A 14,337-nucleotide genomic window follows, 5' to 3' on the forward strand; every position below is an offset into this window, starting at 1 on the left:
CCGAGTTCTGTGCTGCTCACCGGTCCACGCCTCCCATCACCGGGTCGATCCCGGCCACCGACACGATCACGTCGGCCAGCGGGGCGCCCTCGCACATCGCGGCCATGGTCTGCAGGTTGGTGAACGACGGGTCGCGGAAGTGCACCCGGTAGGGCCGGGTGCCGCCGTCGCTGACCACGTGCACGCCGAGTTCGCCCTTGGGCGACTCCACCGCGGCGTAGGCCTGCCCGACCGGGACGTGGAAGCCCTCGGTGACCAGCTTGAAGTGGTGGATCAGGGCCTCCATCGAGGTGCCCATGATCTTCCGGATGTGGTCCAGCGAGTTGCCCATGCCGTCGGGGCCGACGGCGAGCTGGGACGGCCAGGCGATCTTCTTGTCGGCCACCATCACCGGTCCGGGCTTCAGCCGGTCCAGGCACTGCTCGACGATCCGCAGCGACTGCCTCATCTCCTCCAGGCGGATCAGGAACCGCCCGTAGGAGTCCGCGGTGTCGGCCACCGCGACGTCGAACTCGTAGTTCTCGTACCCGCAGTACGGGTCGGACTTGCGCAGGTCGTGCGGCAGTCCGGTGGCCCGCAGGATCGGGCCGGTGGCGCCGAGCGCCAGGCAGCCGGGCAGGTCGAGGAAGCCGACGTCGACCAGCCGGGCCTTGAACACCGGGTTGTCGGTGGCCAGCTTGTCGTACTCGTGCATCCGGCCGCGGAGCAGCTTGACGCCCTCGCGGATCTTGTCGACCGCGCCGGGCGGCAGGTCCTGGGCCAGGCCGCCGGGGCGGACGTAGGCGTGGTTCATCCGCAGGCCGGTGACCAGCTCGAAGATGTCCAGGACGACCTCGCGGTCCCGGAAGCCGTAGATCATCAGGGTGGTGGAGCCGATCTCCATGCCGCCGGTGGCGAGCGCCACCAGGTGCGAGGAGATCCGGTTCAGCTCCATCATCAGCACCCGGATCACGGTGGCCCGTTCGGGCACGTCGGCGGTGATCCCGAGGAGCTTCTCCACGGCCAGGCAGTAGGCGGTCTCGTTGTACAGCGGGGTGAGGTAGTCCATCCGCGTCACGAACGTGGTGCCCTGCACCCAGGAGCGGAACTCCATGTTCTTCTCGATGCCGGTGTGCAGGTAGCCGATGCCGCAGCGGGCCTCGGTGACCGTCTCGCCGTCGATCTCCAGGATCAGCCGCAGCACGCCGTGGGTGGACGGGTGCTGCGGGCCCATGTTGACGATGATCCGCTCGTCGTCGGCGCCGGCCACCGCCTCGGCGACCTCGCCCCAGTCGCCGCCGGTGACGGTGAACACCCGTCCCTCGGTGGTCTCCCGGGCGCCTGCTTCGTAGTGGGTGCTGCTCATCAGCTGTACGCCCTCCGCTGGTCGGGAGCCGGGATCTGGGCGCCCTTGTACTCGACGGGGATGCCGCCGAGCGGGTAGTCCTTGCGCTGCGGGTGGCCCAGCCAGTCGTCCGGCATCATGATCCGGGTGAGCGCCGGGTGGCCCTCGAAGACCAGGCCGAAGAAGTCGTAGGTCTCCCGCTCGTGCCAGTCGTTGGTCGGGTAGACGCTCACCACCGACGGGACGCGCGGGTCGGCGTCGGGCGCGGTGACCTCCAGCCGGATCAGCCGGGTGTGGGTGATCGAGCGCAGGTGGTAGACCGCGTGCAGTTCCCGGCCCTTGTCGCCGGGGTAGTGCACGCCGCTGACGCCCAGGCAGAGTTCGAAGCGGAGCGCCGGGTCGTCGCGCAGGACGCGCACCGCCTTGAGCAGGTGCGCGCGGTCGACGTGGAAGGTCAGCTCGCCGCGGTCGACGACGGTCTTCTCGATCACGTCCGCCGGGTCGAGGCCCTGCTCCTCCAGCGCGCCCTCGAACTCGTCGGCCACCTCGTCGAAGTACCCGCCGTAGGGCCGCTCGCTCGGGCCGGGCAGCACGATCGCGCTGGTCAGGCCGCCGAAGCCGGAGGTGTCGCCGGTGCCGCGGGCGCCGAACATGCCCTGCCGGGCGCCGACCACCTCGACCGGGATCTCCTTGCGGGTGGCCGGGGCCTCGGGCCGCTCCGCCTTCTCGGAGTCGCTCATCGCAGCAGCCCCCGCATCTCGCTGGTCGGGACGGCCTGCAGCGCGAGGCGCTCGGCCTCCTCCTCGGCCCGGCGCTTGTTCACGCCGAGCTTCTCGTGCTGGATCTTCTCGTGCAGCTTGACGATCGCGTCCAGCAGCATCTCCGGGCGGGGCGGGCAGCCCGGCAGGTAGATGTCCACCGGCACGATGTGGTCGACGCCCTGGACGATCGCGTAGTTGTTGAACATGCCGCCGGAGGAGGCGCAGACCCCCATCGAGATGACCCACTTCGGGTTCGGCATCTGGTCGTAGACCTGCCGCAGCACCGGCGCCATCTTCTGGCTGACCCGGCCGGCCACGATCATCAGGTCGGCCTGCCGCGGCGAGCCGCGGAAGACCTCCATGCCGAACCGGGCCAGGTCGTAGCGGCCCGCGCCGGTGGTCATCATCTCGATCGCGCAGCAGGCCAGACCGAAGGTCGCCGGGAAGACCGAAGCCTTCCGCACCCACCCCGCGGCGGCCTCCACGCTGGTGAGCAGAAAGCCGCTCGGCAGCTTCTCCTCGATACCCATCAGTTCCCTCTCAATGCCGTCGAGTCCGGTGGCTCGTCCGCCCGTTCACAAACGTCCCGCCGACGAACGGCGGCCGGGTGTTGTCAGTCCCACTCCAGGCCGCCGCGACGCCAGACGTAGGCGTAGGCGACGAACACGGTGGCGATGAACAGGAGCATCTCGACCAGCCCGAAGATCCCCAGGGCGTCGAAGGTGACCGCCCACGGGTAGAGGAAGACGATCTCGATGTCGAAGACGATGAACAGCATCGCCGTCAGGTAGTACTTGATCGGGAACCGGCCGCCGCCCACCGGCTGCGGGGTCGGTTCGATGCCGCACTCGTACGCCTCCAACTTGGCCCGGTTGTAGCGCTTCGGGCCGGTGAGCGAGGCCATCACGACGGAGCCGACCGCGAACGCCGCCGCGATGGCACCGAGTACGAGGATCGGCGCGTAGGCATTCATAGCCCCGCTCCCTCCGTCCAGTCGTCCTTGACTGCAGATCGGAACCACCAGGTCACCAGGGGTGAGCCGATGATCCACTTCGTGAGATCCGGCACCATGTGAGGCAGTTCACAAAGCCGGGTTGGAGCGCATCCTATGCCTGTCGGCTTGTGATCTGCGACACGCAGTTCCCGATGATCTTTGTGATCTTCGCCACCCGACGAAGCCGGTCGGAACGGTACCGATCGCCAGCAATCCACACTCAGCAGGCGCTTGATCACACAAGGTCGCAATTCACCGCGAAAGGCCCGCCGTTCGACCACGGCCTCTAGCAATTCCAGCCGTTCAAGGCAAATTTCGGGTGATCATGTTTACGTGATAGTGGATCTCACCCGGCCGGTGGACCCACGGCCCCGGGCGCTTGACCCTTCGTTCACAAGCTCTCAAGGACCCGGCGCTACAGCGTCGTCCGGCGTCCCCACTCGGTGCCCGCCAGCACCGCCAGCGCGCCCAGCAGCGCGAGCGGGCCCGGCCGGTCGCCGGCCAGCGCGATCCCGAACACCGCCGCCCAGAGCGGCTCCGTCCCCAGCAGCAGGCTCACCCGGGACGGCGAACTCGCCCGCACCGCCCACAGCTGCACGAAGAACGCGAACAGCGTGCACAGCAGCGACAGGTACAGCAGCAGGCCCCAGCCCGCCGCGTCGAAGGACCCCGCCACGCTCAGCGGCGACGGCCCGGCGAACGGCGACGCCACCACGAACACCAGGGTGGCGAAAGCCAGTTGGACCCAGGTCAGGGCCAGCGCGTCCACCCCCCGGACCGACCGCAGCCGGGCCGTCGCCAGCACGTTCACCGTCCGGGCGACCGCCGCGCCCAGCACCAGCAGGTCGCCCCCCGACGGGGCCCGCAGGCCGCCGTCCCCGGTCAGCAGCGCCACCCCCAGCACCGACAGGGCCGCCGCCGCCAGGAACCCCGCCGAGGGCGCGACCCGGCGCAGCGCCGCCTCCGCGAGCGGCGTGAACACCATGGTCAGGCTGATCACCAGCCCCGCGTTGGTCGCCGAGGTGTGCACCGCCCCGTACGTCTCCAGCAGGAAGATCCCGCCCAGCACCAGCCCCAGCAGCGCCCCGCCGCCCCACTGCCCCGCCGTCAGCCCCCGAAGCCGCCGCCACGCCACCGCCCCCAGCACCGGCAGCACCAGCGCGAACCGCAGCACCAGCACCGCCACCACGGTCCCCGGCTCCGCGACCTCCTTCACCACCAGGAAGCTGGACCCCCACACCACCGCGACCGCCAACAACGGCAGGTCCCGCACCACCCGCGGACGGACACCGACGGAAACGACAGCCACGACACGGCCCCCGGAAAGAACGACACGGGCCCGTGCATCACCGAACGGACTGGAGCCGCCACCCTCTCGCACCGCAAAGGCGGCGGGCAAGCGCATTCCGCACCCACCCGCCGCCTCCCCGGCACGGCCGCCCGTCAGGCGCGGGGCGCCACCTTGGTGAGGCCGTTGATGATGCGGTCGGCGACGTCGCCGCCGGTGGGGTCGGTCAGGTTGGCGAGGAGCTTGAGGACGAACTTCATCAGGACCGGGTGGGTCAGGCCGCGTTCGGCGGCGATCCGCATCACCTTGTCGTTGCCGATCAGCTTCACGAAGGCCCGGCCGAGCGTGTAGTAGCCGCCGTAGGTGTCCTTGAGGATCTGCGGGTAGCGGGCCAGCGCGCGCTCCCGGCCCTCGGGGGTGATCCGGGCCATCGCCTGGACGATGACGCCCGCCGCGAGTTGGCCGGATTCCATCGCATAGGCGATGCCCTCGCCGTTGAACGGGTTGACCATGCCGCCGGCGTCGCCGACCAGCAGCAGGCCCCTGGTGTAGTGCGGCTGCCGGTTGAAGGCCATCGGCAGCGCGGCGCCGCGGATCGGCTCGGTCATGTTCTCCGGCGTGTAGCCCCACTCCTCGGGCATGCTGGCGCACCAGCTCTTCAGCACCTCGCGCCAGTTGAGGTCGCCGAAGGCGGGCGAGGAGTTCAGGATGCCGAGGCCGACGTTGGAAGTGCCGTCGCCCATGCCGAAGATCCAGCCGTAGCCGGGCAGCAGCTTCTTCTGCCCGCCCCGGGTGTCCCACAGCTCCAGCCAGGACTCCAGGTAGTCGTCGTCGTGCCGGGGCGAGGTGAAGTACGTCCGGTAGGCGACGCCCATCGGCCGGGACTCGATCCGGTGCAGGCCCATGGCGAGCGACAGCCGGGTCGAGTTGCCGTCCGCGGCGACCACCAGCGGCGCGTGGAACTCGACCTCGCGCTTCTCCGGGCCGAGCTTCGCCGTCACGCCGGTGATCCGGCCGGTCCGGTCCTGCACCGGCCCGCTCACGTTGCAGCCCTCGTACAGCCGGGCGCCCGCCTTCTGCGCCTGCCGGGCCAGCAGTTCGTCGAAGTCGGCGCGCTTGCGCACCAGCCCGTAGTCCGGGTACGCGGCGAGGTCCGGCCAGTCCAGCTCCAGCCGGACGCCGCCGCCGATGATCCGCAGGCCCTTGTTGGGCAGCCAGCCGTTCTCGGCGGACACGTCGATGCCCATGTCCACCAACTGCTTGACGGCGCGCGGGGTCAGGCCGTCGCCGCACACCTTCTCGCGCGGGAACTCGCTCTTCTCCAGCAGCAGGACGTCCAGGCCCGCCTGGGCCAGCCAGTACGCGGTGGTGGAGCCGGCCGGACCGGCACCGACCACGATGACGTCGGCGGTGGACTCGACGGCGATCTCGGTCATACGGGGCTCTCTCCTGAGCGCGTCGGGGTCACGGAGTCGGGGCCGACGCCCCGTCATGACGCCTTTCCGGCGGACGGGGTGCCGAACCCTCGCAGTCTACGGGGCCTTGAAGCCCCGGTGGAGGGCCACGATGCCGCCGGTCAGGTTGCGCCAGGCCACCTTCGACCAGCCCGCGCGCTGCAGCTGCGCGGCCAGTTCGGGCTGGTCCGGCCACTCCCGGATCGACTCGGCCAGGTACACGTACGCCTCCGGGTTGGAGGAGACCCGGGTCGCCACCGGCGGCAGCGCCCGCATCAGGTACTCGGTGTACACCGTCCGGAACGGCGTCCAGGTCGGGGTGGAGAACTCGCAGATCACCAGCTTGCCGCCGGGCTTGGTCACCCGGAGCAGCTCGCGCATCGCCTGCTCGTGCTCCTGCACGTTGCGCAGCGCGAAGGAGATCGTCACCGCGTCGAAGGAGTCGTCGGCGAACGGCAGCCGGGTCGCGTCCCCGGCGGTCAGGGCGAGTTCGGGGTGCCGGCTCTTGCCCTCGGTCAGCATGCCGAGGGAGAAGTCGCACGGCACGACGTCCGCGCCGGCCTCCAGGAAGGGCAGCGAGGAGGTGCCGGTCCCGGCGCCGAGGTCCAGGATGCGCTGCCCCGCCACCGCCCCCACCGCGTCGGCCACCGCGCGGCGCCACAGCCGGGCCTGGCCCAGCGAGAGCACGTCGTTGGTGCGGTCGTACTTGGCCGCGACATCGTCGAACATGGCGGCGACGTCCTGCGGCTGCTTGTCCAGATGGGCTCGGGTCACGTGCCCATTGTTCACCTTGCGACCCGGTCGGCCGTCACCAGGGCTCACCGCAGGGCGCGGCGGCCCCCCTTGCGGCGGCGGCGCGAGCGCTTCCCGTTGGTCAGCGCGGGCATCCCCTCCGCGGCGAACGCCACCGTGAAGCGGCCCTCCGCCTCCGCGGCCGGGTGCGCCCGCCGGAACCGGCGGATGCGGTACAGGCAGAGCAGGCAGAGCAGCGCCGCCGTCGGCACGCTGGTCTGCGCCAGTCCGACGCCGACCGGCTGCGGGTACGTCTTCCCGCACACCCGGACCGCCCCCGGGTCGTCCGCCGCCCGCTCCAGGCACACCGGGTCGCCGAGCTGCGCGCCCTCCGGCAGCCACAGGTCGGCGGCGGTCAGCCGGCGCCCGTCCGCGAGGTACGCGACCTGGCTGTACGACCCGCTGCCGCCCGGCAGTTGGGTCACCGTGCCCTCGACCCGCACCGGGTGCGCGTCGATCCGGTCCGCCTGGTCGGCCTGCCGCCACCCCAGCAGGCACATCCCCACCGCGACGACCGCGCTCAGCACGGCCCCCACGTACCAGCCCCGGGCGGGTCTCCTCCGCGCACGATCGGGGCTTGCGGCTCGCATTGCGTCCTGTTCCTGGGCTCGACGAAGGTCTGAACCGGGATGGTAACCGCTGGCGGGTCCTCAGGTCACGGCCAGTCAGAACCCGCAGGCAGTGCTCCCGCCGGGTTCCGGCCCCCGCGGGCTCAACTCCCGGTCCGCCGCCGGAAGACGATCCGCCCGTCCAGGACGGTCACCAGGCAGGCGCCGTCCGCGAAGACCGCGAAGTCGGCGGGCCCGCCGACGGTGAGCGCCCGGCGGGCCTCCCCCGCCGCGGGGGCGGGCACCACCCGCAGGCCGGTGCGGGCGACCGCGGTGCGGACGGCGGGCCGGGTGAACGGCCCGACGACGGCGGTGGCGCCGCGGGCGAGCATCCGCTGCAGGCCGCGCCGCGCGCTGCCGCCCCACTGCTCGTCGGTGAGGCCGGGCGGCGGCTCCAGCGGCAGTTCGCCGCGTTCCTCGCGCGGGTCCGGGTGGTAGGCGCGGTCGAGCAGCCGGCCGGCCTCCGGCTCCACCAGGCCGGGCCGGAGCAGCCCGGGCCACTCCCGGACCCGTGCGGTGCCCGCGAGTTCGGCGTAGCGGCCGACCGCCGCGATCACGGCCCCGTCGACGAGCACCGCCCCGTCGGTCAGGGGCGGCGCGTCCTCGGCGGGGTCGGCGACCAGCAGCGCGGCCCGGTGCAGGGTGCGCACGGGTCAGCTGGTGGCGAGGATGGTCAGCTCGGGGTGCGCGGTGCCGCCCTCGATCGCGGTGGAGGCGATGTGCGAGGCGACCCGCGGGTCGACCGGGTCGTTGGCCGGGTCGTCCAGGACCCGCAGGTGCTGGTAGGTGGTGGAGCGCTGCGCGGGCACCCGCCCGGCGGTGCGGATCAGGTGGATCAGCTCGTGCAGGTTGGAGCGGTGCTTGGCGCCGGCGGCGGAGACCACGTTCTCCTCCAGCATGACCGAGCCGAGGTCGTCCGCGCCGTAGTGCAGCGACAGCTGGCCGGCCTCCTTGCCGGTGGTGAGCCAGGAGCCCTGGATGTGGGCGACGTTGTCGAGGAACAGCCGGGCGATCGCGATCATCCGGAGGTACTCGAAGACCGTGGCCTGGGTCGAGCCCTTCAGGTGGTTGTTCTGCGGCTGGTAGGTGTAGGGGATGAAGGCGCGGAAGCCGCCGGTGCGGTCCTGCACGTCGCGGATCATCCGCAGGTGCTCGATGCGTTCGGCGTTGGTCTCGCCGGTGCCCATCAGCATGGTGGAGGTGGACTCGACGCCGAGCCCGTGCGCGGTCTCCATGATCTCCAGCCAGCGCTCGCCGGACTCCTTGAGCGGCGCGATCGCCTTCCGCGGCCGCTCGGGCAGCAGTTCGGCGCCGGCACCGGCGAAGGAGTCGAGGCCCGCGGCGTGGATCCGGGTGATCGCCTCCTCGATCGACACGCCGGAGATCTTCGCCATGTGCTCGACCTCGGAGGCGCCCAGCGAGTGGATCACCAGCTGCGGGAACTCGGCCTTGATCGCGGCGAAGTTCCGCTCGTAGTACTCGACGCCGTAGTCGGGGTGGTGCCCGCCCTGGAACATGATCTGGGTGCCGCCGAGTTCGACCGTCTCGGCGCAGCGCCGCAGGATCTCGTCGAGGTCGCGCGACCAGCCCTTGTCGCTCTTCGGCGGGACGTAGAACGCGCAGAACTTGCACGCCGTCACGCAGACGTTGGTGTAGTTGATGTTCCGCTCGATGATGTACGTGGCGATGTGCTCGACGCCCGCGTACCGCCGCCGGCGCACGGTGTCGGCGGCCGCGCCGAGGGCGTGCAGCGGGGCGGAGCGGTAGAGCTCCAGCGCCTCGTCGGCGGTGATCCGGCCCCCCTCGGCCGCACGGTCCAGGACGGCCTGCAGCTGGGCGGCGGAAAGGTTCTTCTCGGACACCTGGCGGTCCTGCTTTCGTCTTCGAGAGGGCGGACCGGCCCAGCCTACGCCAGCGTATTTCCACTCCCCGGCCCCGGACGGCCGCTCACTGCCGGTGCAGGTCGCCCTCCGGGTCGGAACCGAGCGGCGCCTCGGTGACGGCGAGGTGCAGGCCGCCGTCGGCCAGCGTGTAGGTCTGCTTCTCGGCGGCGCCGGTGCAGCCGGCCTGCGGCCCGTCGGGGCGCTCCTGGAGCTGGACCCGGTCCTCCCCGGCGGACAGCAGGGTGAGGATGCCGTGGCAGACGGTGCTGCTGAGCTGGGAGGCGTTGGTGGTGCGGCCGACGTCCTCGCCGACCTTGCCCGCCTTGAGGGTGACGGTGAAGGTGGACGGCAGCGGGACGATCCTGGTGGTGATGGTGCCCTTGAAGGTGCCGGCGAACGCCGACGGCAGCTCCTTGAGCGTGCCTGCGGCGGCGGGGGTCGGATCGGGGCTGTCCTCCGGCCCGGGGCTGTCGGTGCTCCCGGTGCCCCCGGAGCCCCCCTGGTCGGAGCCGTCGGTGCCGGTGTCGGTGTCGGTGGCGGACGGCGAGGGGACGAGGCCGTCCTGCCCGGGGGTGCGGCCCGCCCCGGGGGTCCCGGTGCTCCACGGCAGGTGGCCGGTCGCGGCGAGCCCGCCGTACAGGCCGCCGAGCAGCACGGCGACGGCGGCGGCCACCGTGAGGGCCCGCCGCCCGCGCGGGGCCCGGCGGCCCGTCACCGCCCCGGGCGCGGAGCCGCTGCCGCCGCGCGGGCTGTCCAGTGCGGTGCGGACCCGGTCGGCGAACACCGGAGGGCCCCCGTCGCCCTCCAGGTCGAGCAGTTCGACGGCGGTGCGGCCGACGGCGGCGGCCAGCGGCGCGGGCAGCCAGCCGTCGGGGCCGGTGGCGGCGCCGGGGGCGAGCCGGTCGCGGAGTTCGGCGGGGGTGGGGCGGCGGGCCGGGTCCTTGTCCAGGCAGGCGGTCACGACGGCCCGCAACTCGCCGTCCAGGCCGCCGAGGTCGGCCTCCTCGTGCAGCACCCGGTAGAGCAGGACGGCGGCGCTGACGCCCTCGCCGAACGGGGCGGTGCCGGTGGCGGCGAAGGCCAGCAGGGTGCCGAGCGAGAACACGTCGCCGGCCGGGCCGACCGGTGAACCGGCGGCCTGCTCGGGCGACATGAAGCCGGGCGAGCCGACCACGTAGCCGCTGTGGGTGAGGGCCGCGGCGGCGTCCAGCGCGCGGGCCACCCCGAAGTCGATCAGCCGGGGCCCGTCCAGGGTGAGCAGCACGTTGGACGGCTTGACGTCCCGGTGCACCAGGCCGAGCGCGTGCACCTGCTCCAGCGCCTCGGCCAGCCGGGCGCCGAGGGCGTGCACCGAGGCGACGGGCAGCGGCCCGGCGGTGCGGACGGCCTCGCCGAGCGAGGGCCCGGCGACGAAGCCGGTGGCGACCCAGGGGCGGGGGCCCTCGGTGTCGGCGTCCAGCACGGGCGCGGTCCACCGGCCGCCGACCCGGCGGGCCGCGGACACCTCCTGCCGGAACCTGGCCCGGAACTCGGGGTCGTCCGCCAGTTCGCCGCGCACCACCTTGACGGCGACGGTGCGCCCGCCGGCGGTGCGCCCGAGGTAGACCCGGCCCATGCCGCCGGCGCCGAGCCGCCGCAGCAGCCGGTAGTCGCCGATCGACGCCGGGTCCTCGGCCGTCAGCCGCTCCATGCCCGTCCCCCTCCACTGCCCGTCCGCTGCGGTCCGATCATCCCAAACCGACCGCCCGGTCAGCACCGGATCGGGGCATCGTCCGCTCAGGCCACCGGGGCCATGTCCGACCGGGCCGCCGCGGGCCCGGGCGCGAGCAGCCGGACCGGTACGTCGGGGGCGAAGCCGCTGTCGTGCGCGGTCCGGCGGGCGAACTCGGCGATGCCCGCCAACTGCCGCTCCCCGAGCGAGAAGTCCAGCGCCTCGCCGAAGTACTTCGCCAGCAGCGGGGCGTCGAACGCCTCCCAGCGGGCGGCCTGCTCGGCGACCTGCGCGGCCTCGGCCAGCGAGAGGTCGCGGGACTCCAGGAAGGCCCGGTGCACGGCGGCCGTCAGGTCGGGGTGCCGCTCGGCGTAGTCGCGGCGGGCGGCCCAGACCGCGAAGACGAACGGCAGCCCGGTCCACTCCTTCCACATCGCCCCGAGGTCGTGCACGGCCAGCCCCTGCCGGGGGGCCTGCTCCAGCGAGGCCCGCAGCGCCGGGTCGCCGATCAGCACGGCGGCGTCCGCCTCGGCCAGCATCGCGTCCAGGTCCGGCGGGCAGGAGAAGTACTCGGGCCGGACGCCCTCGCGCTCCTCCAGCAGCAGCCGGGCCAGCCGCACCGAGGTCCGGCTGGTCGACCCGAGCGCGACCCGGCGGCCGTCCAGCTCGGCCAGCGGCACCTTGCTGACGATCACGCAGGACATCACCGGCCCGTCGCTGCCGACCGCGATGTCCGGCAGCACCACCAGGTCGGCCGCGTTGCGCAGGTACTCCACGCAGGTGATCGGGCCGACGTCCAGTTCGCCGGCGACCAGGCGGTCGCTGAGCTTCTCCGGGGTGTCCTTGCTGAGGTCGAGGTCGAGCAGGTTCCCGGTCCGCGCCAGCCCCCAGTAGAGGGGCAGGCAGTTGAGGAACTGAATGTGCCCGACCCGCGGCCTGACCGCCGCCGCCGGCCGTGCGGCCGGTCCTGTCACGGGCCGTTCGGAGTCCCGACTGCTCACCGTGTGCTCCCTTGCCGTTGGTGCTCTCCCGGCAGGGTATGCCCGCCGCTCGGAACCCCTCGCACCCGGCCTCCGACACACCGTCCGACACCCCGGTTCACCCCTGGTCGGGGCAGCCACCGCGTGCTACCGTCTCCCTCAGTTGCAGTTTGATTCCCCTTGCAGTACTTGGAGCCTGCGGAGCATGTAACCGCAGGCTTTTTGTAATTTTTCAGCAGTATCAGGCATCAATTGAGCTTTGATTGAGCACTGTGCGAAAAACTCCGGACTCGTCCGGAGGCGGGGCGATCAGCGCAGCGGACCCGGGCGCCACAAGGTGTGGTGTCCACTACGTCCCTCGCAAGGAGAACGGTATGGCGACCGGAACCGTCAAGTGGTTCAACGCCGAGAAGGGCTTCGGCTTCATCGCCCAGGAGGGCGGCGGCCCCGACGTCTTCGTCCACTACTCCGCCATCAACGCGAGCGGCTTCCGCTCGCTGGAGGAGAACCAGGCGGTCAGCTTCGACGTCACTCAGGGCCCGAAGGGCCCGCAGGCGGAGAACGTCACCCCCGTCTGAGAAACACCTTCTCACTGATCGCTCACGGCCCCTCGGGTCCGTACGAGTAGCAGTTCCAAGGGGGCCCGCCACCGGCGGGCCCCCTGCCCTTTCGTCCTTTTTCCGGTTTCCCCGGATTACCTGCAATTCCCGCCCCGGCCGCGTCCGGGGCCGCCGCAGCCGCTCACCGGTGTGCCTCCTCCACCCGGCTGCGTCCCGCGCGGGCCGCTCCCCCTCCTGCCCCGGCGCCGGCCCGCCCTCCCGCTCCACGGTCCGACCGGCGACCCCTGTCGCCGAGGGCCCGTTCGGTGATCTCATCGGCGATCGGCCCGGTACGCGAACGACCGCATCGGTGCCGACCGTCCGTCACTTCCGCCCGAACGAAAGACGCCTGCCGTGAAGCGCACCGCCGCTCTCGCCGCCGCAGCCATCGCCGCTGCCGGCCTGCTCTCCGCCACCGCCCCGTCCGCCGCGGCCGAGCCCACCACCGTCGCCCCCGCCGCCGCGCCCCTGCGCGTCATGCCGCTCGGCGACTCGATAACCGCCGGATACGGCAGCACCGACTGGAACGGCTACCGCAAACCGCTGAACACCCTGCTCGGCGCCCAGTCCCGGTACCGGGCCGACCTGGTCGGCTCCCTGTCGGGGGGCACCTTCGCCGACCCGGACAACGAGGGCCACTCCACCTACACGATCGACCGGATCACCCAGGGCATCGACGGCTGGCTGGTCGGCGCCCAGCCCGACGTGGTGCTGCTGCACCTCGGCATCAACGACCTGAACAACGGCATCCCGGCGGGCGCGCCCGACCGACTGGCCGGCCTGGTCGACCGGATCCTCGCCGACCGGCCGACGGCCACCGTCCTGGTCCAGGGACTCGTTCCCACCACCAGCGGACTGGAGGACGCGGTCCGGACCTTCAACACCGCGGTCCAGGCCGCGGTGCAGACCCGCCGCGACGCCGGCCGCCGGGTCCGCTACCTCACCCCGCCCGCGCTCACCGGAGCCGACTGGTTCGACCCGCTGCACCCCGCCGACCCCGGCTACGCCAAGCTGGGCCAGGTCTTCGCCACCGGTCTCGACCAGGCGGTCGCGGACGGCACGGTCCTCCGGCCCGCGGCGCGGCGCGCCGGCACCGAGGCCGGGGGCACCGGCCGGGTGCGGTTCGCGGACTGGGACGGCGACGGCCGGGCCGACTGCCTCACCGTGGAGGACTCGGGGGCGGTCCGGGTCCAGCTCAACCGCGGCGGCGACGGCCACGGCGGCTGGACCGACCTCGGCCAGGTCGCGACCGGCCTCACCACCGACCGCTCCCGGGTCCGCTTCGCCGACTTCGACGGCGACGGCAAGGCCGACTACCTGCTGCTCCAACCCAACGGGGCGGTCAGCGTGTTCCGGAACGACGGCGGCGACGGCCACGGCGGCTGGACCGACCTCGGCCAGGTCGCGGCCGGCGCGGCGAGCAGCGCCGACCAGGTCCGCTTCGCCGACTTCGACGGCGACGGCAGGACCGACTACCTCGCCGTGGCCGACGACGGCTCCGTGAGCAGCTACCTGAACCGCGGCGGCGACGGCCACGGCGGCTGGGCCGTTCAGGGCCGGATCGCCACCGGCACCACCACCGACCGCTCCCGGGTCCGCTTCGCGGACATCGACGGCGACGGACTCGCGGACTACAGCACCGTCGCCCCCGACGGCTCCGTGAGCAGTTACCTGAACCGCGGCGGCGACGGCCACGGCGGCTGGGCCTACCGGGGGCGGATCACCAGCGGGCAGACCACCGACCAGAACGCCGTCCAGTTCACCGACTTCACCGGCGACGGCATCGCCGACTACCTGTACGGCGCCTTCACCGGCACCGGGCCGGTCCGGGCCTACGCCAACAACGGCGGTGACGGCACCGGCGGCTGGCTCGACCTCGGTCGGATCACGGGCGGCTTCTGACCTCGGGCCCCACCCGGCCGCCCGTCGCCGCGCGGCCGGAG

Annotated in this window: 14 protein-coding genes; 2 read left to right on the top strand and 12 right to left on the bottom strand. The window is 72.6% G+C overall.

Annotated features, from left to right (window positions below):
• Positions 1 to 16: 16 nt before the first annotated feature.
• From ACIQBJ_RS25540 to ACIQBJ_RS25595, 12 genes are all read right to left on the bottom strand, one after another.
• The gene (locus tag ACIQBJ_RS25540; RefSeq protein ID WP_400714979.1) at positions 17 to 1,345 is read right to left on the bottom strand and encodes an NADH-quinone oxidoreductase subunit D; all 1,329 of its coding nucleotides are present in this window, start codon (positions 1,343 to 1,345) and stop codon (positions 17 to 19) included.
• Positions 1,345 to 2,064 (bottom strand): NADH-quinone oxidoreductase subunit C, encoded by a 720-nt coding sequence (locus tag ACIQBJ_RS25545; protein ID WP_400714981.1) that lies wholly within the window; start codon positions 2,062 to 2,064, stop codon positions 1,345 to 1,347. Before ACIQBJ_RS25545 ends, ACIQBJ_RS25540 begins: the two co-directional genes overlap by 1 nt.
• Entirely contained in the window at positions 2,061 to 2,615 is a 555-nt protein-coding gene (locus tag ACIQBJ_RS25550) for a NuoB/complex I 20 kDa subunit family protein (protein WP_400714983.1), read from the bottom strand. The genes ACIQBJ_RS25545 and ACIQBJ_RS25550 overlap by 4 nt, the downstream gene beginning before the upstream one ends.
• Before the next feature lie 83 nt (positions 2,616 to 2,698).
• On the bottom strand, positions 2,699 to 3,058 hold the full coding sequence (locus tag ACIQBJ_RS25555) for an NADH-quinone oxidoreductase subunit A (RefSeq protein WP_030060100.1): 360 nt from the start codon (positions 3,056 to 3,058) through the stop codon (positions 2,699 to 2,701).
• Between the two features lie 436 nt (positions 3,059 to 3,494).
• A complete protein-coding gene (locus ACIQBJ_RS25560) occupies positions 3,495 to 4,388 on the bottom strand; it encodes a DMT family transporter (RefSeq protein WP_400714985.1) in 894 nt (297 codons plus the stop codon).
• 134 nt (positions 4,389 to 4,522) lie between these two features.
• The gene (locus ACIQBJ_RS25565; protein ID WP_400714987.1) at positions 4,523 to 5,803 is read right to left on the bottom strand and encodes a geranylgeranyl reductase family protein; all 1,281 of its coding nucleotides are present in this window, start codon (positions 5,801 to 5,803) and stop codon (positions 4,523 to 4,525) included.
• A 96-nt stretch (positions 5,804 to 5,899) separates the two neighbouring features.
• Positions 5,900 to 6,595, bottom strand: coding sequence for a demethylmenaquinone methyltransferase (locus ACIQBJ_RS25570; protein ID WP_400714989.1), 696 nt, complete (start codon positions 6,593 to 6,595; stop codon positions 5,900 to 5,902).
• Between the two features lie 44 nt (positions 6,596 to 6,639).
• Complete coding sequence (locus tag ACIQBJ_RS25575) at positions 6,640 to 7,140, bottom strand: hypothetical protein (RefSeq protein WP_400714991.1); 501 nt, start codon at positions 7,138 to 7,140, stop codon at positions 6,640 to 6,642.
• 185 nt (positions 7,141 to 7,325) lie between these two features.
• Positions 7,326 to 7,871 (bottom strand): hypothetical protein, encoded by a 546-nt coding sequence (locus tag ACIQBJ_RS25580; RefSeq protein WP_400714993.1) that lies wholly within the window; start codon positions 7,869 to 7,871, stop codon positions 7,326 to 7,328.
• Between the two features lie 3 nt (positions 7,872 to 7,874).
• Positions 7,875 to 9,083 (bottom strand): cyclic dehypoxanthinyl futalosine synthase, encoded by a 1,209-nt coding sequence (gene mqnC, locus ACIQBJ_RS25585; protein WP_400714995.1) that lies wholly within the window; start codon positions 9,081 to 9,083, stop codon positions 7,875 to 7,877.
• 85 nt (positions 9,084 to 9,168) lie between these two features.
• Entirely contained in the window at positions 9,169 to 10,794 is a 1,626-nt protein-coding gene (locus tag ACIQBJ_RS25590) for a serine/threonine-protein kinase (protein ID WP_400714997.1), read from the bottom strand.
• Positions 10,795 to 10,880: 86 nt separating this feature from the next.
• The gene (locus ACIQBJ_RS25595; protein WP_400715314.1) at positions 10,881 to 11,789 is read right to left on the bottom strand and encodes a menaquinone biosynthetic enzyme MqnA/MqnD family protein; all 909 of its coding nucleotides are present in this window, start codon (positions 11,787 to 11,789) and stop codon (positions 10,881 to 10,883) included.
• A 380-nt stretch (positions 11,790 to 12,169) separates the two neighbouring features.
• Between ACIQBJ_RS25595 and ACIQBJ_RS25600 the strand changes: the two genes are divergently transcribed.
• Complete coding sequence (locus ACIQBJ_RS25600) at positions 12,170 to 12,373, top strand: cold-shock protein (RefSeq protein ID WP_003998944.1); 204 nt, start codon at positions 12,170 to 12,172, stop codon at positions 12,371 to 12,373.
• Between the two features lie 375 nt (positions 12,374 to 12,748).
• Complete coding sequence (locus ACIQBJ_RS25605) at positions 12,749 to 14,296, top strand: FG-GAP-like repeat-containing protein (protein ID WP_400715001.1); 1,548 nt, start codon at positions 12,749 to 12,751, stop codon at positions 14,294 to 14,296.
• Positions 14,297 to 14,337: the final 41 nt, after the last annotated feature.

The sequence above is a fragment of the Kitasatospora sp. NPDC088391 genome (assembly GCF_044753345.1).
GTDB lineage: Bacteria > Actinomycetota > Actinomycetes > Streptomycetales > Streptomycetaceae > Kitasatospora.